The following is a 21,461-nucleotide window of genomic DNA, read 5'->3' as shown; positions in this document are numbered from 1 at the left end:
CCCGCACGATGGGGGCATGAGGACCTCCCCCGCCCTGCGCGCCGCCGCCCTCGCCACCACCGTGCTGCTGCCGCTGGTCGGCTGTTCGGACGGCGGGGACGGTGGATCGGGCAGTACGACGCCCTCGGCGGCCTCCACCGCGGCGCCCACCGCGACGGCGGGGAAACTGACCTCCCAGAAGCTCGACTGGAAACCCTGTCCGGCCCCCAGCGCCGCCCAGGGCACTTCCACGTCGCCCTCGCCCCTGCCCGGCGGCACGGCCTGGGAGTGCTCCTTCATGGACGTACCCCTCGACTACGCCGACCCGGACGGCCGCACCATCGAACTGGCCCTCATCCGCGCCGCCGCGAAGGGCCGGGACCGCCGGATCGGCTCACTGATCTTCAACTTCGGCGGACCGGGCGCCTCCGGTGTCGCGACGCTGCCGTCCTTCGGCACGGACTACGACACACTCCGCACGCGCTACGACCTGGTGAGCTTCGACCCACGCGGGGTCGGCCGGAGCGAAGGCGTCGAGTGCTCGGACGACGAGACGCTGGACGCGCGGTACGAGAAGGACGGCACACCCGACGACGCCGAGGAGGAGAAGGCCTTCGCCGAGGACCAGAAGGCCTACGTCGCGGACTGCGAGAAGAACTCCGGCGACGAACTGCGTTACGTCGGCACGACGAACGCGGCCCGCGACATGGACCTGCTGCGCCAGGTGCTCGGCGACGACAAGCTGTACTACTTCGGGATCTCCTACGGCACCGAACTGGGCGGTGTGTACGCGCACCTGTACCCGAAGAACGTCGGACGGGCCGTCCTGGACGCGGTCGTCGACCCCACGCAGGACGCCCTGGAGTCCTCGCTCGGCCAGGCCGAGGGTTTCCAGCTCGCCCTGGACAACTTCACCGCCGACTGCGCCGGGCGCGACGACTGCAAGCTCCCCGGAGCCACCTCCCAGGAGGTCCAGGACTGGATCGCCGCTCTTCTCGCGAAGCTGGAGAAGAAGCCCGTCCCGGGGCTCGGGGAACGGGAGCTGACGCAGACCCAGGCCACGACCGGCATCGCCGCGGCCCTCTACTCCAAGGAGACCTGGCCGCTGCTGGAGCAGGGGCTCGACGAGGCCGACGGCGGCAACGGCGGACTGCTGCTCGCGCTCGCCGACTCGCTGAACGGCCGCTCCGAGGACGGCCGCTACGACAACTCCAACGCGGCCAACGCGGCCGTCAACTGCGCCGACAGCAAGCAGCGGTTCACCCTGGAGCAGACCAGGAAGGCGCTGCCCCGGTTCCGCGAGGCCTCCCCCGTGTTCGGCGACTACCTGGGCTGGGGCCTGATGTCCTGCACCGGCTGGCCCGTCGCCGGGGCCTGGGAGACACCGGACGTCAGCGCACCCGGTTCGGCGCCGATCCTGGTCATCGGCAACACCGGCGACCCGGCCACGCCCTACGCCGGGGCGAAGGCGATGGCCGCCGAACTCGGCAAGGGCGTCGGGATCGAGCTCACGTACAAGGGCGAGGGCCACGGCGCGTACAACGGCGGCAGCGCCTGTGTGCAGAAGGCCGTGGACGGCTATCTGCTGGAGGGGAGGGTTCCGGAGTCCGGGACGGTCTGCCGGTGACCCCTCTCCCGCCGGGACACCGGCGCCCCTCCCGGGTTCCGGAAGCCGCTGACGTCCGGGTGCGCGAAAGGGCCGGCTCCCGCGCGGAGCCGGCCCTTTCGTGAGTACGCCGGTACGACGCCACGCCGGCTAGTAGACCGGCTTCTCCGGCTCGATCTGGTGGACCCAGCCGATGACGCCGCCGCCGACGTGCACCGCGTCGGCGAAGCCCGCCGACTTGAGGACCGCGAGGACCTCGGCGCTGCGGACGCCCGTCTTGCAGTTGAGGACGATGCGCCTGTCCTGCGGAAGGTCCTGGAGGGCGTTGCCCATCAGGAACTCGTTCTTCGGGATCAGCCGGGAGCCCGGGATCGAGACGATCTCGTACTCGTTCGGCTCGCGGACGTCGATGATCTCGATCTTCTCGTCCCCGTCGATCCACTCCTTGAGCTGCTTGGGAGTGATCGTGGAACCGGCCGCGGCCTCCTGGGCCTCCTCGGACACGACGCCGCAGAAGGCCTCGTAGTCGATGAGTTCGGTGACGGTGGGGTTCTCTCCGCAGATCGCGCAGTCGGGGTCCTTGCGGACCTTCACCTGGCGGTACTGCATCTCCAGCGCGTCGTAGATCATCAGACGGCCGACCAGCGGGTCACCGATACCGGCGAGCAGCTTGATGGCCTCGTTGACCTGGATGGAGCCGATGGACGCGCAGAGCACGCCCAGGACCCCGCCCTCGGCGCAGGAGGGAACCATGCCGGGGGGCGGCGGCTCCGGGTAGAGGCAGCGGTAGCAGGGGCCGTGCTCGGACCAGAAGACGGACGCCTGGCCGTCGAAACGGTAGATCGATCCCCAGACGTACGGCTTGTTCAGCAGGACCGCGGCGTCGTTGACGAGATAGCGGGTGGCGAAGTTGTCCGTGCCGTCCACGATCAGGTCGTACTGCGCGAAGATGTCCATCACGTTGTCGGCTTCGAGCCGCTCCTCGTGAAGGACCACGTTCACCAGGGGGTTGATCCCCTGCACGGTCTCCTTGGCCGACTGGGCCTTGGACCTGCCGATGTCGGCCTGGCTGTGGATGACCTGGCGCTGCAGGTTCGACTCGTCGACCTCGTCGAACTCGACGATACCGAGCGTGCCGACACCGGCTGCGGCCATGTACATCAGGGCCGGCGAGCCGAGGCCGCCCGCTCCGACACAGAGCACCTTCGCGTTCTTCAGCCGCTTCTGTCCGTCCATCCCGACATCCGGGATGATCAGGTGGCGGGAGTACCTGCGGACCTCGTCGACGGTGAGCTCAGCAGCTGGCTCGACCAGGGGTGGCAGCGACACAGGAACCTCAACAATGCAGGTGGTCGGTTTCTACGTACTTCATCTACGTACGGTTGTTCTCCCGTAACACTGCCACGCCGCCCCTCATTCCGAGATACCGGGTCCGATCCGCGAGACGAATTCGTCCCAGTAGCTGGGCAGTGCCGCGAATGGGTCGGTTTGCCCCCTCGCGCCGTCCCGGTCCGTGAAGAAGATCGTGCCGGCCCCCTGCCAGCGGGCGATGCGCATGGCCTCCACGAGGTGGGTGCGCGGGACCCCGTGCACGAAGTGCGCGAAGCGGCCCGGCGCGTAGCCCGCGGTCCACTCGGCCACCTGCGACCAGCGGTAGTCGGTCCACGCCCCGCGGAAGGTGACCAGTTGGTCGGCCGCCTCCGCGTAGCCCGGGTACGGGTGGGTGCCGTGCCCCAGGACGAGGCGCCCGCCCTCCGGGTCCGTGCTGTCGCTGTCGGCGAGCAGCGCGTAGAGGGTGCTGGTCAGCCGGCGGACGGGCGGCAGCAGGTCGCGCTCGCCGGGACAGCGGTCCAGGTAGAAGCCGCCGACGCGGTACCAGTCGAGGTAGGACCGGGCGTCGTCGACCAGCTCGCCGAACGGGCGGGTGCCGTAGGCCAGGTCGAGGTGGCCCAGCAGCCTGCCGCCCGAGGCCCGGACCGCGTCGTCGGGCGCCTCCCCGTGCAGGGCGCGCTCGCGGGCGTTGCGCAGCCGGCCGGCCACCTCCAGGCAGTGCGGGTCGGGCCCGGCCCCCGGCCCGTTGTCGATGTTCAGGACCGCCCAGTGCAGCGGTGTGCCCGGGCGGCTGAGCCCCGCCCACTCGGCGGGCGCGAGCAGCGGATGGGCGTATCCGGGTACCCCCACGCCGAGCCGCTCGGCCCCGCCGGTCCGGACGGCGGGGCCGGTACTGGTCAGATGCGGCACGCCGCCTCCATCCAGATGTCGGCGAGCGACTCCTCCAGGTTGATGCGGGGGCGCCAGCCCAGGCGGTCCCTGGCGGTGCGGACGTCTGCCTGCTGCCAGGTGCCGCAGCCGTCCGGGTAGGGCGACGGGTTGACCGCGATCTGCTCGACGACGGACTCCGTGGAGGACCGGGGGGAACCGATCGGCAGCCGGGCGGGAGGCATGTCGAGCTCGTGGAGCGCGCCCGCGTATCCGGCCACCCTGGCCAGCACCGCCGCGGCGTCGCGCAGCCGGACGGCCCGGCCCGTGCCGATGTTGACGACCCCCTGGGCGGCGGAGAGCGAGGCCGCGTGCACGGCGCGCGCCACGTCGCGTACGTCGACGAAGTCCCGCTGCACCCCGAGGCCGCTGAGCTTGAGCTCCGGATCACCGGACTGCATGGCGCGGCGCATCGTCTCGGCGAGCCTGCCGAGGGGGGAGCCCGCCGGGGTCCCGGGGCCCACCGGCGAGAAGACCCGGAGCACGACCGCGTCCAGGCCGGAGCCGAGGACGAGTTCGGTGGCGGCCAGCTTGCTGACGCCGTACGGGCCGCCCGGACGGGGCACCGCGTCCTCGGCGGTGGACGAGCCGGGCTGCGAGGGCCCGTACTCGGAGGCGCAGCCGACCTGGACGAGCCGGGCGCTGCAGTTGCTGCGGCGCATGGCCTCGCAGACCGTGGCGACGGCGACGGTGTTGTGGCGCGTCAGGTCCCGGGCGCCGCCCCGGGTCGCTCCGGCGCAGTTGACGACGACCCCGGGGTGGACGGCGTCCATGAAGCGGGTGAGCGCTCCGGGGCTGCCGCCCGCGAGGTCGAACCGCACGTCGGCGTCGTCGCCCCGGCCCAGTGCCGTGAGGTGCACGGCCGGGTCGGCGAGCAGGCGGTCGGCGACGAAACGTCCGAGGAATCCGTTGGCTCCGAGCAGCAGAACCCTCATCGCGCGCCCTTTCGGTGCCGACGGCACGAGGCCGGTGCGGAGGATTGGGGGGTCATGTCCGGTGTCTCCTTGAGGAAGGTGTGGCGAGGGAATACCCGCGGCGTCGGCTCCGCGGGGACGGGACGGGTCCGGCTACGCCGAGGCGTGGGCGGAGGCCCGGGTGAGGGTGACCGATGCGTGGAGCAGCAGCGCGAGGGCCGCTGCTCCACAGGCGATGGCGGGTACGCCGCCGGGTCCTGCCGCGGCGACGACGGAGTCGACCGGCCGGGCGAGGATGTCGAGGCCGGGCAGCCGCCCGGAGAGGACCAGGAAGGGGGCGGCCACCTCGACGGCGCAGGCGGCGGCCAGCCCGGTGGCCGCGGGTTCGGGGAAGCCGTGGACGGCCAGCAGGCGTGCCAGGAAGAGCAGGAGCCCGAGCGCGGCGGCGGACACGGGGACGCCGTTCGCGCCGCCGTATCCGAGGTCGGCGAGGAACAGCAGGGCGGTCAGCGCGCAGAGGAAGAGCGCGACGGCACCGAGGAGCAGCGGGCGTGCGCCGGCGCCGAAGTCCGACAGGGCGTGGGACCCGGCGAGCCGGTGGCGCGCCCGCGCCGAGAACAGGTGTGCGCACCAGACCGCCGCCACCGGCGCCAGCGCCAGTCCCAGCAGGGGTGCGGGCGTGGCCGCCCAGTCGCCGTCGGGGCCGCCGCTGATGACCTGGGCGAGCAGGTCGTCGCCGTACACGGTGTATCCGAGGAGCCAGCAGACGTACGGCGTGACTCCCCCGGTGCCGGCCGGGACACGCAGCGGGCCGTCGCGCAGGCAGAGCCGGAGCCCGAGGAGCACGAGCAGTGCTCCCGCCGCGGTCACCGCGAACCTGGCCTCCCCGCCGAGCACCCCCTCGGTCGCCCTGAGCGCTCCGGCGGTCGCGAGGCAGGCGGCGCCCGGCAGCAGCGCGGACAGCGTCCAGCCGGCCCGCCCCTCGGCGCCGGGTCCGGGCCGGGGCCCCGGCGGACGGGGTGCGGACCTGGTGGTGACGGGGACGCGGGCGTAGAGCTCCTCGGCGAGCGAGAAGACGTCGCGGTGGCGGTAGCGGGCCGCCGCCCGGTCGGTGAGGCCGTGCGCCTCCAGACCGGCGGCGATCTCCAGGGGGTCGACGGCCCGCTCACAGAGTTCGCGGTGCCGGTGCATGAGCACCTTGACGGGGTCCGCGGGTCCGCGCCGTGCGGCGGTCCTGCGCGTGGGGTGGTAGGCGATCTCGGGCGCGCGGACGGTGGAACGGACCGTCCCGGGACCGTCGTCCGCCGGCTCGGGCCCGGCGTCCGGGGCGTCGGTCGGTCTGCCCATGGGGGCACCTCCGTGGTCGTGGCCGCTCGTCTCGTCACGCATCGCCGTCCCCCGCTCCGCGTGCGCCCGCGCACACGCCTTCGGCGCCGATGGCCCAGCTCGGCAGCCTGGCCGCGCCGGAGGCGACGGGTTCGGGAGGCGCCGCCGCCAGTACGTGGGCCTCCGGGGGCGTGGCGAAGGGGCGCGGTGGGGCGGCCGGGTCCGCGGGGGCGGCCCGGTCCGTCCAGCGGTCCGGGGTGTGGCCCACGAGATCGAGGTAGATGCCGCGGAACGCCGCGAGGTTCTGCTCGACGGTGAAGAGTTCGAGCGCCCTGGCGCGCGCGGCGGCGCCCAGGCGCGCCCGGCGCTCGGGGTCGCGCAACAGCGCGACGCACGCGTCGGCGAGCGCGCGCGGATTGCGCGGGGGCACCACCACCCCCGTGCCGCCGACGATCTCGACCACGGCGCCGACATCCGTCGAGACGGTGGCCCGGCCGCAGAACATGGACTCGACGAGGCTGATGGGGAAGCCCTCGACGACACTGGACAGCACGACGACGCCGCCCGCCGCGTAGGCCTCCGCCAGGTCGGGGACCTCGGGTCCGCCGATCTCCTCGAAGGTGACGGGGTTGCAGCCCACGGCGTGCGCGTCCGTGGCCTCGTCGGGGAAGAGCTGGGCGGCTAGCGCCCTGCACTGGGCCAGGTACGCCTCGCCCTCGGCACCCTGGACGGGGGCGCCGAAGACGCGCAGCCGGGCGTCCGGTTCGGCCCGGAGCACCTCGGCGAAGGCGTGCAGCAGGGCGACCAGGTCCTTGGCGGGCTCGATCCGCCCGATCCACACCAGCGTGCCGGGGCCGCCGCCGTCGTCGTCCTCCCCCACGTCCTCGAACCGCCCCGCCTCCATCCCCGGGTAGACGGTGCGCAGCTTGCGCCGGTCGGCCCCGAACCGCTCCTGCCAGCGGCGGACATGGGTGTTGCCGGGCGTGATGAGCGCGGCCTGGCGGTACACCTCGGAGGCGAGCAGCCCGTGGAAGCCGGCCAGCAGGGTGCGCACCGGCGCGCCGAGCGGGGCCTCGGGCGCGGCGAGGTAGTGGGCGCGCAGCGGCACGCCGTGCTCGGTCACGAGCAGCGGTACGCCGAAGAAGCGTTTGGCCAGCAGTCCCGGAAGGGCCGCCGCGCCGCCGGAGGCGGCATGGCAGAGGTCGACCGCGCCGAGGCCGTCCTCGTCGTACCAGTCCAGGGACAGCGGGCGCAGGGCGCGCTCCAGCCCCGCCGCGAAGGCGAGGTGGTCGGGAACCGTGGCGCCGTGCACGGTCCTTCCCGAGCCCGGGGCGCGGCAGGCCGATTCCACGACGCGCACGGTCGCCTCGGAGCGCAGCGCGGCGTGCAGGCCGCCGCGGTCCCGGGCCAGTTCGGCGAGCCCGTAGAGGCCCTCGGCGAACCGCCCGGCGGCGCCGGTGCCGACGGCACCGCCCGGCTCCGGCCGGGTGTCGGCGCCGGCGCAGACCGCACCGACCAGCTCCGTCACATGGGCCGTGAAGCGGCGCCGGTCCCGCCGTCCGTAGGAGCGCCCGAGGCCGGTCGCGAATCTGCCCGGCAGGCTGCGCGGACGGCCGCCGTGCGGGGTGTCGTCACCACGCCTCCACAGCGGCGCGGTGCGTACCCGGCCGACCCGGTCGGGGAGCCTGACCCAGCCCTGTTGTTCCTGGTCGGCGGAGCGGCTGAGCGCGAAGAGGTCGAACTCGTGCCGGGGCAGGCCGCGCACCAGACGGTCGCACCAGAGTCTGGACTCACCGGTCGCATACGGATAGCCACCGTCCGTGAGGAGTCCGATCCGCACGAGCACCCCCCGATCTCCCTTGTGGACGGCCGCCGTTGATCGGCGACTCACAGCGGGACGACCGTAAGCGGATATGCGGGTGGTGCGACGGACGGTTGTCCGTCGCACCACCGAAAGGGGTGAACCGGCGTAACTTTCCCGCTCTCGTCGCGTTCAGTTGCGACAATGACCCCTGCGATTACTCAGGGGTCAGGCCGCGGCCAGTTCCTGGCGGGTCGCCCGGCGTACCGCGGCGAGCGCGGGATCGAGCGCGGGCACCGCCGCGAGGAGCTGCTGGGTGTACGGGTCCCGGGGCGATCCGTAGACCTCGTCCACCGGGCCCTGCTCGACGATCCGGCCCTCCCTCATCACCGCCACCCTGTCGCTGACCTGGCGTACGACGGCCAGGTCGTGGGCGATGAAGACGAGGCCGATGCCCAGCTCCCGCTGGAGCTCCGCGAGCAGCGCGATCACCTGGGCCTGTGTCGTCACGTCCAGCGCGGAGACCGGCTCGTCGCACACGATCAGCCTCGGACCGGCGGCGAGAGCGCGCGCGATGCCGATCCGCTGCCGCTGTCCGCCGCTGAACTCGTGCGGATAGCGCTCGTACCGGCCGGTGTCGAGGCCGACGCGTTCGAGCAGTTCGCCCACGCGGTCGCGGATCCGGGTCTCATCGGTCTCCCCGGCGGCCCGGAGCGGGTCGGCCACGGACTCGCCTACCGATCGGCGCGGGTTGAGCGAGGCGACCGGGTCCTGGAAGACCATCTGGATCTCGCGGCGGACGGGGCGCAGCGCCTTCTCCGACAGTGAGCCGATCTCCCTGCCCCCGTACCGGATGCGGCCGGCCGTCGGATCGAGCAGCCGCACGAGCATGCGCCCCAGGGTCGTCTTTCCGCTGCCGCTCTCGCCCACGATGCCGAGTGTCTCGCCGGCGTGGATCGTGAGCGAGACACCGTCCACGGCGGTGACCCGGCCGGAGCCCCTGCCGAACTCGCGGCGCAGGCCGACGGCTTCGAGCAGCGGCTCGCCGTCGGCGGGCACGGCCCTGGGGGCCGGGACGGCTGCGGCGGCCCCCTCGGCCGGCCCGCGTGCGTCGGCCGACCCGGTGTCCGGCCGGTCCGTGCCCGCCGATCCGACGTCCGGCCGGTTCCTGTCCGGCCGGTCCGTGTCCAGCCGGGGCACCGCCGCCAGCAGCTCGCGGGTGTACGGCTGCCGGGGCGACCCCAGCACCTCGGCGACGGGACCGCGCTCCACCACCCGGCCGTGCCGCATCACCAGTACGTCGTCGACGCTCTCCGCCGCGACGCCCACGTCGTGGGTGACCAGCAGCAGTCCCGTGCCCGTCTCCCGGCGCAGGTCGTGCAGCAGGTCGAGGATCTGGGCCTGCACGGTGACGTCCAGGGCGGTGGTCGGCTCGTCCGCCACGATCAGCCGGGGCTCGCAGGCCAGGGCCATCGCGATCAGGGCACGCTGGCGCATCCCTCCGGAGAACTCGTGCGGCCGGAACCGGGCCCGGCGCGCCGCGTCCGCGATCCCGACGCGGTCCAGGACCTCGACCGCCCTGGCCCGCGCCGCCCTCCTGGAGACGGGGTTGTGCACCCGGTACACCTCGGCGATCTGGTCGCCGACGGTGTAGTACGGATCGAGGGAGGAGAGCGGGTCCTGGAAGACCATCGCGGCCTTCGCCCCCCGCAGCGCCCGCAACCCGGCCTCGTCCGCGGAGCCGACGTCGGTGCCCGCGACCATGACGGTCCCGGTGACCCGGGCCCCCGTGCCGCGGTGCAGCCCGAGCAGCGCGGACGCCGACGCGCTCTTGCCGGAGCCGGACTCGCCCACCACACCGAGGGCGGCACCCGCCTCCAGGGTGAAGGAGAGCCCGTCCACGGCGCGTACGGTGCCGAAGTCGACGGTGAGGTCCTCGACCCGCACCAGCGGTGACGTCATGTCAGGACCACCCTTCGGTCGGCCAGCGCGTACAGCATGTCCGCGACGGCGTTGGCGAGCACCACGAAGAACCCGGTCACCAGCACCATGCCGACGACCACCGGCAGGTCGACGACCTTGACGGCGTGGACCAGTTCGCGCCCGATCCCCGGGATCCCGAAGAGGGACTCGGTCAGGACCGCGCCGCCGAACATGCTGCCGACGTCGAGGGCGCTGAGCGCGATCACGGGCGCGAGAGCACCGCGCAGGGCGTGCCTGCCGATTACGGCCCGCTCGCCGACGCCGTACGCGCGGAAGGTGCGCACATGGTCCTCCGCGAGCGTCTCCAGCATGGAACTCCTGGTGAGACGGGCGTACTTGGCCGACTCGATGAGGGCCAGGGACACCCAGGGCAGCAGCAGCCCCCAGGCCCACTGCTCGGGGTCCTCGGTGAACGGCACGTAGGTGGGCGACGGCAGCCACTGCAGGGTGGAGCAGAAGATGATGATGAGCAGCAGCCCGATGACGAAGACGGGGGTGGCGGTACCGGCCAGGGTCAGCCAGGTGAGCACGCGCTCGGTGACCCTGCCCCGCCGCAGGACGGACAGCACTCCCGTACCGACGCCGAGCAGGATCCAGGCGGCGAACGCGCCGACGACGAGCGAGCCGGTGGCCGGCAGTTTGGCCAGGATCAGCAGGGTGACCTGCTGGTCGCTCTGGTACGAGACCCCGAGGCACGGCGCGGAGCAGTGCTCGGTACCCGTGCCGGTGGAGAGGTCGCGTCCGGCGACGATCCCCTGGAGGAAGTGCCAGTACTGCGTGTACACGGGGTCGTCGAGCCGGAGCTGGTCGGTGACCTGGGCGACCTGGGCCGGTGAGCAGCGCGGGCCGCAGGCGATCTGCGCCACGTCGCCGGGGGCGACGTAGAAGACCGCGTACAGGATGACGGTCAGGGAGACGAGGACGAAGACGGCGCCGCCGAGCCGCCGCAGCAGGAATCCGGTCACGACGCCCGCTCCTTCGTACGTTCCCGGCGGCCGGTGCCGATCCGCAGCCGGGACGCGGCCCTCGGGTCGAGCGCCGTACGGACGCCCTCGCCGAGGACCGTCAGGGCGAGCACGGTCACGAACAGCAGCAGCGCGGGCAGCAGGAGGTAGGTCGGCGCCGACTGGTACCAGACGTCGGCCTCGGTGAGCATCTGGCCCCAGGACGGGGTGGGCGGTTTGATGCCGACGCCGAGGAAGGACAGCGCCGCCTCGACGGTGACGTTGACGGGGAAGAGCAGCGCGGCGTACGTGATGACGGGCGCGGCGAGCGAGGGCAGCAGTTCGCGCCGGGCGATGCTCCACCGTCCGCGTCCGGCGAGCCGGGCCGCCGCGACGAAGTCGAGCGACTTCAGGGCGAGCGCCTGGGCACGCACGATCTTCGACGTCCCCGCCCAGTTGATGCCGCCGATGACCAGCGCGATCAGGACGGGCCGGGGGAAGGAGGGCGGGACGATCGCGAGCAGCCCGAGGGCGATGACCATGAGCGGCAGCGCGACGTTGATGTCGGTGACACGGCTGAGGACCTGGTCGACCCAGCGGTTGCCGAGGGCCGCGGCGAGCCCCACCCCCACGCCGATCGCGACCTGGAGGAGGGTGGCCGCGACGGCCACGCCCAGTGAGACCCGGGCCCCGTACACGATGCGGGCGAACAGGTCGCGGCCGGTCTGCGGTTCGACGCCGAGCCAGTGCTCCGCGCCGATGCCCCCGAGGGGGCCTGTGGGGACTCCGCCGGCCGCCGAGTCGACGAGGTCGGGGTGGTAGGTGTTCGGGTCCTGGCCGGCCAGTGCGGTGAGCAGCGGCGCGGCGAGCGCGGCCAGGACGAGCAGGAGGACCACGGCCGCCGCGACGGTGGCCGCGCGCTGTGCGCGCAGCCGCCGCCAGAACAGCCGGGCCCCCGAGGCGGGGGCGGCGACCGGCGCCGCTCCCGCCTCCTGGACCAGGAGTGCTTCCGACATGGCTACTTGACCGCTGCCTGCGAGATGTCGAGGACACCGGTCCAGTCACTGATGACGACGTTTCTGACGTCCTGGCCGAACAGCCGCTTGTACACCGGGTGGAAGAGCGGCACGGTCAGCGCCTGCTCGCCGATCTTCTTGTCGAGTGCGCCCCAGCGCCGGGCGGCGGCGTCCAGGTCGGTGAGCTTGTTGATCTCGTCGATCTCCTTGTTGACCGACGGGTCGTTCAGGAAACCGGTGTTGAAGTTGGCGCCGTCCTTCACGATCTGGCGGCCGTCGAAGATCGGCGCGAGGAACGGGCCGCCGGAGGGCCAGTCGGCACCCCAGTGCGCGAGGAAGAAGCCCGGCTCCTTGGACGCGCTGTGGATGGTGTCGGAGTAGTCGTTGCCCTCCAGGCCCTTGAGCTCGACGGTGATGCCGGCCTTCTTGAGCGCGGCCTGGAGCGCGGTGGCGATCTCCGGGCTGGTCTCGAAGTCCTTGTCGTTGGAGTGCGTGAGGGTGATCTTCAGCCCGTCGGGGTGACCGGCCTCCTTCAGCAGTTCCCTGGCCTTCGCGGCGTTGCCCGTCCCACCGGCCGGGAAGTGGTCGTAGGCCGTGTAGCCGAAGGACTTCTGGTCGGGCAGGTAGGTGGTCGCCGGCTCGGCGAGCGAGGAACCGCCGGCCGCGTTGACCACCGAGGAGCGGTCGACTGCGTACGAGATGGCCTGGCGGACCTTCGGGTCGTCGAAGGGCTTCACCCTCGGGTTGAAGGCTATGTAGTTCGTGTAGCCGAAGTGCCCGGTGCCGACGCGGGCGGCGAGCTTCTTGTCGCCGGACACCTTGGCGAGCTCGGCCGGGCCGAGGTTCGTGTCGGTGGTGACGGCGGCGGCGTCCACGCCCTGCGAGGCGGAGAGCCGCTGGTTGATGACGGCGGAGTCCAGGCCGGAACGCACGTCGATCCTGTCCGGGTAGGCCTTGCGCTCCTCGTCGGTGGCCGCCGACCAGTGCGGGTTGCGCTCCAGAACGAGCCGCTCGCCGTCGTTCTCGTTCGAGACGACCTTGTACGGCCCTGAGGAGACGGGGTGCTCCTCGTACTTGGTGCCCTTGTCCCGGGCCTGCGGCACCGGGGTCGTCTGGGTCTGCGTCGCGAGGTACGGGAACTCGCCCTCGGGCTTGTCCAGGTGGAAGACGATGGTCCTGTCGTCCGGCACCTCGATCGAGTCGAGGCCCTTCTTGTCCTTGTAGGGGCCCTGGTAGTCGGCCCCGCCGATCAGCCAGTCGCGCAGGTAGGGCGCGCCGCCGGACAGTTCGGGGGCGAAGGACCGCTCGATGCCGTACTTGATGTCCGCGCTGGTGATCGCGGTGCCGTCCTCGTACTTCAGCCCTTCCTTGAGGGTGTACGTCCAGACGGTGGCGTTCTTGCTCGGCCTGCCCAGGTCGGTCGCCAGGTCGGGGACCACCTCGGCGCCCGCCGCGCCGTTCTCACGGTTGCGGGTGGTGAGTGTGCGGAAGACGAGGGAGGGGACGTTGCCGCCGCCGGAGGTGTAGAGCCGCGCCGGGTCGAAGTCCTCCTGCGGGTTGCTGTTGAGGACCGTGAGGGTGCCGCCCTCGGCCGGCTCGCCCGAGGCGCCGGAACCGCCGTCGCTTCCTCCGCCACCGTTGTCCTGGGGGCCCGCGCAGGCCGCGAGCCCTGCGACCAGGGCGAGACTGACGGCGGCTGCGGTTGCCACGCGGCGCGATATGACGGACGGCTGACTCATCGGAAGATGACCTCTCGGTGTGCTGCGGGGGAAGGGGGGTGAACATTCCGCCCGGGCGCAGCGAGGCCCGCCCCGGTGAGGGGAGGGGCCTGGGACCGAAGTGCCGCGCCTGCGGACGGAGTACGCCCGGGCGCGGAGTCATGGAGGGCCGAGGAGCCCGTACAGGGGGTCCTCGGGGTGCCGACGCGCGCTCGAGCAGGCGTCAGCGACAGAGAACGTCGGCTACGCAGTGCCCGGCCACGCCGAGGAGCGCCAGCTCAAGGGCGGCGCGCTCGGAGGATGCGGGGCTGCGTGACATGCGGAGAAATATGGACGACCCCTCCCCCGATGTCAACGCGCAATGAGACGCCCGTCCCACGATGTGGACGGGTCGCCCCCTCCGCGTCTCAACTGCCTGGGTGCACCCAGGGGTTGGGCCGGCACTTGACGCCGTCCAGGTCCAGGGTCTTGGTCTGCTGCTGCATCACGGGCGCGAGCGCACCCGGCGTGCGGCAGCTCACATGGTTGTGCCCGAGCCGGTGGCCGACCTCGTGGTTGATCAGCATCTGACGGTACGACAGGAGCTTGTCCGCGCCGAAGGTCGAGGCGCCCTGCGCCCAGCGGTAGGCGTTGATCATCACGCGGTCGGTGGCGGCGGAGTCGCAGGAGACGTTGTCCTCGGTGGTGTCCAGACCGGACTTCTCGCACCAGACGCCCGTGGTCCCCGGACTCGCGAGGGTGATCACGAAGTCGGGCTCGCCGGAGGAGATCCGCTCGAAGGTCATGGCACCGTTGTGGGCCCAACTGCGGTCGTCGTTCAGCGTCTTCTGCACGGCCTCGGCGAACAGCCCGGAGTCGAGACCCAGCCCCTGCTCGACGTCGATCCGGTACCGGTACTTGTGCCCCTTGCCCGGCGCCTTCGCCAGCCCCGGCACCGCCTGGAACTTCCCGGACGCCTTGAGGTCGGGCGTCAGCGGGAAGGGGGTCGCCATCTTCTCGGCGTACGACATGGTCCTGACCTCGGGCCGGTGCGCCTGCGGGGTCGGCCGGTCCACCGAGCGGGAGGCGTCCTCGGAACCCTCCCGGTCGACGCCCGCAGGCGGCGGGTTCCCGGACCCGGACCCGGAGTCCCGCGCGACCTGTCCGGCCACCACGACGGCGAGCACGGTGGTCACGGCGGCGGCCGCGATCCCGGTGAACGCCCGACCCTTGCCGCCCTTCGCCGCACGCTTGTCCCCGCCGTCCGGGGAACGGCCGGATCCGCCGCGCTCCGACTCGGCCCCGGTCTCCGGAGCCGAGTCGGCCGGCGAGGACGGCGCGGGGTGCGCGGGCTCGGTGTCGAACGCCTCCAGGAACTCCTTGCGCGGGCCCGGTACGAGCGGGGCCTCACCGGTCCGCGTCCCCTGCGCCCGGCCGGAGGTCCGCTGGGCCGCCTGCTGTCGCGCAACCGCCTGCCGGACGCTGAACGCCTCGTGCGCGGCGGGGGCGGAGCGGGCCGGCGGGCCGTCGTACCGCGGCTGCGGTCCGGTCCCCCAGCCGCCACCCGGCTCACGCTGCTCGGGATGCCCGCCGCGCACCTGCGGGGCGTCCCTGAACGGGCCGCGGCCACCGCCATCGGCGGGGCCGGCGGAGTCCCGCCCGCGCCCGTCCGCCGCCGGGGCCCCGGCGGCACGCCCGACGGCGGCCCCCGTGTCGCGCTTCGTGGCCTCGGGGCCCTTTCGACTGTGTCGTCCCACGCCCCGGATCAGCTCCTGCCGCGTTCGTCGAGCAGCTCCCGGAAGGCCTGGGCGACCGCCTCCGGGTACTCCATCATCGCCACGTGCCCGGCGTCGGGCAGTGTCAGCAGGCGCGAGTCGCGGAAGGCCGCGGACGCCCTGCGTGCCATCCGGTACGAGACGAGCTGGTCCTTCGCGCCGTACACCAGGAGGGTCGGTGCGAGCACCCGCTCGGCCTGGCGCCACAGTCCGTGCTGCCCGCCCAGCGTGTAGGCATCGACGATGCCTCGTGCCGAGCGTGTCATGGCGTCCCAGAAGTACGGCAGTTCCAGCCGTCGCTCCATCTCGGCCACCGCGTTGCGGAATGCCTCGTCGGAGATACGTGTCGGATCGCCGTAACAGAGTGCCATGGCGCCGCGGGTCCGCTGCTCCGCGGTCCACCCCCGGGTGAGCCGGACGAACAGCGCGGCCACGCCCGGGACAGCGAGCAGCGCCGTCGGAACGGCGGGCCGCTGCACCCGGATCTCGGGCAGCGCCGGGGAGACGAGGGTGAGCGTGCGGACCAGATCGGGCCGGACGGCCGCGACCCGGGTGGCGACGGCGCCGCCCAGGGAATTACCGAAAAGGTGGACGGGCCCGCGCCCGCCGGCGTCGAGGAACCGGATGACCGCCCGGGCGTGTCCGGTGACGGAGTAGTTCCCGTCGTCCGGCGGCGGGGAGTCGCCGAAGCCGGGCAGATCGACCGCCTCGCTGTCGAGCGTGTCCGCCAGCAGCGGCATCAGGGCGGACCAGTTCTGCGAGGAACCGCCCAGACCGTGCACGAAGAGGGCGGGAGCCGCTCCCTCCGTGTCCGACGGGCGCGCACGGACGGTCAGGGTGAGACCGGGCAGTTCGACGGAGCGCAGATCCTCGCCCTCCGCGACCTTCACGGCACTGACCGTGGGTGCCACCGCGGCGGCGGCGGCGCTGATACCGGGCAGCTCGGTCGAAGACATGCGGCAATATTACGAGACGATCACGCGCTGATTCATGTGTTCGCGGTCACAGGCCGCATAGCGCCCCCGGAAGGTTGCTCCTAGGCTGCAAGGGAAGGAAGGGAGCCACCCCATGACGGTCGACCCGAGCGACCCGGAGACCTTCGAGGACCCGCAGCCGGACGAATCCGGCCCGGAAGCACCCGAAGCCGACACCGCCGAACAGCGGACCGCGGTCCGGCACGAGCACGACGAACCGCTCACGGGGCTGGACGGGGAAGAGGCCGACGAGGCGGATGCGGCCGAACAGGCCCGCGTCGTCGCACTGGATGAGGACGATTACCGGTAGAACGCACCGCTTTGCGGGATCCGCCCGCGCATCGGCGGCTACCGGAGTCGTCCGGTCCGTGAAATTCTGCGTCCGCGCCGCGCACACCCGGGTTACTCAAAAGTACGATGGACCCACGGCGCAGCGTGCACGGTACGGCTGTGTTCGATCACGAATTTGGGAGGCGGCGTGACAGCCATCGAGCAGACAGAGACGGCGCGCCCACGAGGCACCCGGCTCCCCCGTCGCGCCCGACGCAACCAGCTGCTGGGCGCCGCACAGGAGGTCTTCGTCGCGCAGGGCTACCACTCCGCCGCGATGGACGACATCGCCGAGCGCGCGGGCGTCAGCAAGCCGGTGCTCTACCAGCACTTCCCCGGGAAGCTGGAGCTCTACCTGGCCCTGCTCGACCAGCACTGCGAGTCACTGCTCCAGGCGGTCCGTACGGCGCTCGCCTCGACGACGGACAACAAGCTGCGCGTCGAGGCGACCATGGACGCCTACTTCGCGTACGTGCAGGACGAGGGCGGCGCCTTCCGCCTGGTGTTCGAGTCCGACCTGACCAACGAGCCGGCGGTGCGCGAGCGCGTCGACCGGGTCTCGCTGCAGTGCGCGGAGGCCATCTCCGACGTCATCGCGGGCGACACGGGTCTGTCCAAGGACGAATCGATGCTGCTCGCGGTGGGCCTCGGCGGGGTGTCCCAGGTCGTGGCGCGCTACTGGCTCTCCAGCCCGTCCGGCATCCCGCGCGAATCCGCCGTGCAGCTGCTGACCTCGCTCGCCTGGCGCGGCATCGCGGGATTCCCGCTGCACGGAGCCGATCAGCACTGAGTCCGGCCCGGGCCTCGGCCGGTGTTCGCTGCGGGCGTTGCCGGTCGACCCGTGGTCCGTCCCTTCACCGGGCTAATGTGTGCTGCGTACGGCGCGGTTCACCGCGCGCAGACGGACCGTCGGAGGGACATAGCCGTGGAGGTCAAGATCGGGGTGCAGCACACGCCCCGCGAGATCGTGCTGGAGAGCGGGCTTTCCGCCGAAGAGGTCGAGAGCGCGGTCGGCGAGGCGCTCAGCGGCAAGGCGCAGCTGCTCAGCCTCACGGACGACAAGGGCCGCAAGGTCCTGGTGCCGGCCGACCGGATCGCGTACGTGGAGATCGGCGAGCCCAGCACCCGACGGGTGGGATTCGGCGCGCTGTAGCCCGCGCGACACAGCGGAACAGGTGGAGGCCCGGCGGATGTCCGCCGGGCCTCCACCTGTTCCGCTCCGGATTCACCCGGGACGTTCCCTCGGTGGGGTTCCCGTGGGCACGGGAGGGTTGCGTTCCGCGGGCCACGGGTAGGACGGGCTACGACCGACCGACCGCCGCGCCATCAAGCGAGGTGACCCGCAGTGCTCTGGGAATCCATCAGCTCCGTCGTGCTCGGACTCGCCCTGTCGTGGGTCGCGCTCCGCACGCTTCCCGGCCGGCTCCCGTCCCTTCGCGTCGTGTACGTCACGGGTGCGCTCGGCGCCCTGTTCGGCGCGTATCTGACCCACTCGACGGTGGGCTCCGGCCACTCGCTCGCCACGCCGGCCGGCGCAGTGCTGGTGGGGGCGGTCACCCTGTCCCTGCTGATCCGCCCGCACGGCAGCCGACCGGTCCGCTCGGCCGCGGCCCAGTAGGGCCCGCCCTTCAGGCCGCGAGGCCGAGTGCGGCCATCCGCTTGGTGTGCGCCTCGGTGATCCTCGAGAACATCCGGCCGACCTCGGCCAGGTCGAAGCCGTCCGCCACGCCGCCGACGAGCATGGTGGACAGGGAGTCCCGGTCCGCCACCACCCGCTGCGCCTGCGACAGGGCCTCGCCCATCAGCCGGCGCGCCCACAGGGCGAGCCGCCCGCCGACGCGGGGCTCGGCCTCGATGGCGGCCCGGACCTTCTCGACGGCGAAGTTCCCGTGCCCCGTGTCGTCGAGCACGGAGAGCACGAGTGAGCGGGTGTCCGTGTCGAGCCTGGCGGCGATCTCGCGGTAGAAGTCACTGGCGATCGAGTCGCCGACGTATGCCTTGACCAGGCCTTCCAGCCAGTCCGACGGTGCGGTCTGGCGGTGGAAGTCGTCCAGCGCCTTGCCGAACGGCTCCATGGCGGCGGTCGGCTCCTCATCGATGGCGGTGAGCCGGTCGGTGATCTGCTCGAAATGATGGAATTCGGCGGACGCCATCTTTGCCAGGGCCGCCTTGTCACCGAGAGTGGGCGCGAGTTTGGCATCCTCGGCGAGCCGCTCGAAGGCCGCGAGTTCGCCGTAGGCGAGCGCGCCGAGCAGATCCACGACCGCCGCGCGGTACTGCGGCTCGGCCGAGGCGGTGACCCAGTCCTGGGCGGCGATTCCGGTCGGTGCGGGCGCTTCTTCGGATGCTTCAGTGGCGTTGTCAGGCGTCTCCATGGAGCGCAGAATAGCCCGACCCGCCGACGGCGGAAGGGCCTGGCCGTCCGGAGACATCACACCGATCCAATGAATTCGCCCAACACACATGCGCGAATCCGAGGTACAGTGGTATTGCGCTTGCTGAGCATTTTGCTGTGCCACGAGCGCGACCTTGAATGAGGATGCCCGGTCGGTGGCCCGATCGGCTCCGACCTGACAGCCCTCCACGCGGGGCGTACACCACGTACGACCGCCAGGGAGGGACCCCCTCAGCGGCACGAGCGCTCGAGCGACGGCAGTGGTCCCGCGCCACCCGGCCCATCCACGGCCGGATGAAGAACCCCGGCACGGTACGACCCCCAGCGTTCGCCTCGGTCCGCGTCTCACAGAAGAGGCAGCACACTGACTACGTTCCGCGACCTCGGGATCCTTACCGAGACGGCCGAAGCCCTCGAGGCTGTCGGCATCATGTCCCCCTTCCCGATCCAGGAGATGACGCTCCCCGTGGCGCTCTCCGGGTCCGACGTCATCGGCCAGGCCAAGACGGGCACCGGCAAGACGCTCGGTTTCGGCCTGCCGCTCCTGGAGCGGGTGACCGTCCCCGCCGACGTCGAGGCGGGCCGGGCGGCCCCCGACAAGCTGACGGACGCGCCCCAGGCCCTGATCGTCGTCCCCACCCGCGAGCTGTGCCAGCAGGTCACCAACGACCTGCTGACCGCCGGCAAGGTCCGTAACGTCCGCGTTCTCGCGATCTACGGCGGCCGGGCGTACGAGCCCCAGGTCGAGGCCCTCAAGAAGGGCGTCGACGTGGTCGTCGGCACCCCGGGCCGACTGCTCGACCTGGCCGGCCAGCGCAAGCTCGACCTGTCGCACATCCGCGTCCTCGTCCTGGACGAGGCCGACGAGATGCTCGACCTGGGCTTCCTGCCCGACGTCGAGCGCATCCTCACCATGCTGCCGGCGAAGCGCCAGACGATGCTGTTCTCGGCCACCATGCCCGGTGCCGTCATCAGCCTCGCGCGCCGCTACATGTCGCAGCCGACGCACATCAACGCCACCTCGCCCGACGACGAGGGGCGGACCGTCAAGAACACGGCGCAGTTCGTCTACCGCGCCCACTCGATGGACAAGCCCGAGATGGTCTCGCGGATCCTGCAGGCCGAGGGCCGCGGTCTCGCGATGATCTTCTGCCGTACCAAGCGCACGGCCGCCGACATCGCGGAGCAGCTGGAGAAGCGCGGCTTCGCGTCCGGCGCGGTCCACGGCGACCTCGGCCAGGGCGCCCGCGAGCAGGCGCTGCGCGCCTTCCGCAACGGCAAGGTCGACGTCCTGGTCTGCACCGACGTCGCCGCGCGCGGCATCGACGTCGAGGGTGTGACCCACGTCATCAACTACCAGTCGCCGGAGGAGGAGAAAACGTACCTCCACCGCATCGGCCGTACCGGCCGCGCGGGTGCCAAGGGCATCGCGATCACACTGGTCGACTGGGACGACATCCCGCGCTGGCAGCTGATCAACAAGGCGCTGGACCTGAAGTTCCCGGACCCCGTCGAGACGTACTCCACCTCGCCGCACCTGTACGAGGAGCTCGGCATCCCCGCGGGCACCAAGGGTGTCCTGCCGCGCACCGAGCGGACCCGTGCGGGTCTGCGCGCGGAGGAGATCGAGGACCTCGGTGAGACGGGTGGCCGCGGCCGCAAGTCCGCCGCCTCCGCTCCGGCGCCCCGCGAGGAGCGGCCGCCGCGTGCGCCGCGCCAGCGTCGTCGCACCCGCAGCGGCGGTGCCCAGGACGAGGCGGCACTCACGGTGCCCGCCCCGGCGGCCGAGCCGGCCGCCGAGGACTCCACCGAGCCGCGCACCCCGCGCCGCCGTCGCCGTACCCGCGCCGTCGTGCCCGAGGGTGTCGCGGAGACCGCGGTGGCCGTGACCGAGGCCCCGGCCGTCGAGACCGCGCCCGCTCCGGAGGCCGAGCCGGCCGCCGAGGCGAAGCCGCGTCGCCGCCGTGCGCCGCGCGCCGCCGCCACCACGCAGCCGGCCGTCGCACCGGCACCGGCCGCCGAGCCCGTGGTCGACTTCCAGACCGTGGCCGTCTCGGCACCGGTGGCGGAGCCCGTGGCCACCAAGCCGCGCCGCCGCACCCGGGTCGTGAAGCCGGTCGACGAGGTCGACTTCCAGATCGCACCGGCCTCGGAGCCCGTCCCGGAGGCCAAGGCGCGCCGCAGGCCCCGTGCAGCCACCAAGCCGAAGGCCGACGTCGCGGTCGCTCCGGCGGCCACCGCCGGGGACGTCGCGGAGACCAAGCCGCGCCGCCGTCGGCCGCGTGCCGCCGAGAAGGTCGAGAGCGCGGCCGGATCCGAGGCCGTGGTGGAGGGCGCCGCCGCCGCGAAGCCGCGCCGACGCCGGTCCCGCGCGACGGCCACGGCCGAGTCGACCGAGGGCTGATCCGCTTCTGCGACGTACGGCCCCGGTTCCCGCCTGGCGGGGGCCGGGGCCGTACGCG

At 72.6% G+C, this 21,461-nt stretch carries 19 protein-coding genes; 6 read left to right on the top strand and 13 right to left on the bottom strand.

What is annotated here, in order from left to right:
* Nucleotides 1–16 precede the first annotated feature (16 nt).
* The gene (locus AB0I83_RS06515; RefSeq protein WP_363303828.1) at nucleotides 17–1,606 is read left to right on the top strand and encodes an alpha/beta hydrolase; all 1,590 of its coding nucleotides are present in this window, start codon (nucleotides 17–19) and stop codon (nucleotides 1,604–1,606) included.
* 129 nt (nucleotides 1,607–1,735) lie between these two features.
* On the opposite strand, the gene moeZ is transcribed toward AB0I83_RS06515, so the two are convergent.
* From moeZ to AB0I83_RS06455, 12 genes are all read right to left on the bottom strand, one after another.
* Nucleotides 1,736–2,914 carry an adenylyltransferase/sulfurtransferase MoeZ gene (gene moeZ, locus AB0I83_RS06510; RefSeq protein WP_356536730.1) on the bottom strand — a complete coding sequence of 393 codons (1,179 nt, stop codon included), beginning with the start codon at nucleotides 2,912–2,914 and terminating at the stop codon, nucleotides 1,736–1,738.
* Between the two features lie 84 nt (nucleotides 2,915–2,998).
* Nucleotides 2,999–3,826, bottom strand: a complete 828-nt coding sequence (locus tag AB0I83_RS06505) for a spherulation-specific family 4 protein (protein WP_363303826.1) — start codon at nucleotides 3,824–3,826, stop codon at nucleotides 2,999–3,001.
* Complete coding sequence (locus tag AB0I83_RS06500) at nucleotides 3,814–4,779, bottom strand: NAD-dependent epimerase/dehydratase (RefSeq protein ID WP_363303825.1); 966 nt, start codon at nucleotides 4,777–4,779, stop codon at nucleotides 3,814–3,816. Before AB0I83_RS06500 ends, AB0I83_RS06505 begins: the two co-directional genes overlap by 13 nt.
* Nucleotides 4,780–4,911: 132 nt before the next feature.
* Nucleotides 4,912–6,105: a hypothetical protein gene (locus AB0I83_RS06495; protein WP_363303823.1), complete on the bottom strand. Its 1,194-nt coding sequence runs from the start codon at nucleotides 6,103–6,105 to the stop codon at nucleotides 4,912–4,914.
* Between the two features lie 34 nt (nucleotides 6,106–6,139).
* Entirely contained in the window at nucleotides 6,140–7,924 is a 1,785-nt protein-coding gene (locus AB0I83_RS06490; RefSeq protein ID WP_363304088.1) for a DUF3492 domain-containing protein, read from the bottom strand.
* A gap of 189 nt (nucleotides 7,925–8,113) precedes the next feature.
* Nucleotides 8,114–9,847, bottom strand: a complete 1,734-nt coding sequence (locus tag AB0I83_RS06485) for an ABC transporter ATP-binding protein (protein WP_363303822.1) — start codon at nucleotides 9,845–9,847, stop codon at nucleotides 8,114–8,116.
* Nucleotides 9,844–10,833, bottom strand: coding sequence for an ABC transporter permease (locus AB0I83_RS06480; protein WP_363303821.1), 990 nt, complete (start codon nucleotides 10,831–10,833; stop codon nucleotides 9,844–9,846). Before AB0I83_RS06480 ends, AB0I83_RS06485 begins: the two co-directional genes overlap by 4 nt.
* Nucleotides 10,830–11,828, bottom strand: a complete 999-nt coding sequence (locus AB0I83_RS06475; RefSeq protein ID WP_356536593.1) for an ABC transporter permease — start codon at nucleotides 11,826–11,828, stop codon at nucleotides 10,830–10,832. Before AB0I83_RS06475 ends, AB0I83_RS06480 begins: the two co-directional genes overlap by 4 nt.
* A 2-nt stretch (nucleotides 11,829–11,830) precedes the next feature.
* Nucleotides 11,831–13,567: an ABC transporter substrate-binding protein gene (locus AB0I83_RS06470; RefSeq protein WP_363303819.1), complete on the bottom strand. Its 1,737-nt coding sequence runs from the start codon at nucleotides 13,565–13,567 to the stop codon at nucleotides 11,831–11,833.
* A gap of 202 nt (nucleotides 13,568–13,769) precedes the next feature.
* A complete protein-coding gene (locus tag AB0I83_RS06465; protein WP_324605360.1) occupies nucleotides 13,770–13,865 on the bottom strand; it encodes an Ms4533A family Cys-rich leader peptide in 96 nt (31 codons plus the stop codon).
* A gap of 88 nt (nucleotides 13,866–13,953) precedes the next feature.
* The gene (locus AB0I83_RS06460) at nucleotides 13,954–15,282 is read right to left on the bottom strand and encodes a DUF3152 domain-containing protein (RefSeq protein ID WP_363303818.1); all 1,329 of its coding nucleotides are present in this window, start codon (nucleotides 15,280–15,282) and stop codon (nucleotides 13,954–13,956) included.
* Nucleotides 15,283–15,290: 8 nt separating this feature from the next.
* Nucleotides 15,291–16,256: an alpha/beta hydrolase gene (locus AB0I83_RS06455; RefSeq protein WP_356536587.1), complete on the bottom strand. Its 966-nt coding sequence runs from the start codon at nucleotides 16,254–16,256 to the stop codon at nucleotides 15,291–15,293.
* 112 nt (nucleotides 16,257–16,368) lie between these two features.
* Here AB0I83_RS06455 and AB0I83_RS06450 point away from each other — a divergent pair, with 112 nt between their 5' ends.
* From AB0I83_RS06450 to AB0I83_RS06435, 4 genes are all read left to right on the top strand, one after another.
* Nucleotides 16,369–16,584: a hypothetical protein gene (locus AB0I83_RS06450; RefSeq protein WP_356536585.1), complete on the top strand. Its 216-nt coding sequence runs from the start codon at nucleotides 16,369–16,371 to the stop codon at nucleotides 16,582–16,584.
* A gap of 168 nt (nucleotides 16,585–16,752) precedes the next feature.
* The gene (locus AB0I83_RS06445) at nucleotides 16,753–17,394 is read left to right on the top strand and encodes a TetR/AcrR family transcriptional regulator (RefSeq protein ID WP_356536583.1); all 642 of its coding nucleotides are present in this window, start codon (nucleotides 16,753–16,755) and stop codon (nucleotides 17,392–17,394) included.
* A 135-nt stretch (nucleotides 17,395–17,529) separates the two neighbouring features.
* Complete coding sequence (locus AB0I83_RS06440) at nucleotides 17,530–17,757, top strand: DUF3107 domain-containing protein (RefSeq protein ID WP_056793994.1); 228 nt, start codon at nucleotides 17,530–17,532, stop codon at nucleotides 17,755–17,757.
* Between the two features lie 192 nt (nucleotides 17,758–17,949).
* A complete protein-coding gene (locus AB0I83_RS06435) occupies nucleotides 17,950–18,222 on the top strand; it encodes a hypothetical protein (protein ID WP_363303817.1) in 273 nt (90 codons plus the stop codon).
* A gap of 10 nt (nucleotides 18,223–18,232) precedes the next feature.
* Here the strand turns inward: AB0I83_RS06435 and AB0I83_RS06430 are convergent, their stop codons facing one another.
* Nucleotides 18,233–18,979 (bottom strand): ferritin-like fold-containing protein, encoded by a 747-nt coding sequence (locus tag AB0I83_RS06430; RefSeq protein WP_356841470.1) that lies wholly within the window; start codon nucleotides 18,977–18,979, stop codon nucleotides 18,233–18,235.
* Nucleotides 18,980–19,429: 450 nt separating this feature from the next.
* Between AB0I83_RS06430 and AB0I83_RS06425 the strand changes: the two genes are divergently transcribed.
* Nucleotides 19,430–21,403: a DEAD/DEAH box helicase gene (locus tag AB0I83_RS06425; RefSeq protein WP_363303816.1), complete on the top strand. Its 1,974-nt coding sequence runs from the start codon at nucleotides 19,430–19,432 to the stop codon at nucleotides 21,401–21,403.
* Nucleotides 21,404–21,461 lie beyond the last annotated feature (58 nt).

This window comes from Streptomyces sp. NPDC049970, assembly GCF_040660235.1.
Lineage (GTDB): Bacteria > Actinomycetota > Actinomycetes > Streptomycetales > Streptomycetaceae > Streptomyces.
The sequence above is the reverse complement of the archived record's forward strand: the minus strand, read 5'-3'. Positions and strand labels throughout refer to the sequence as shown.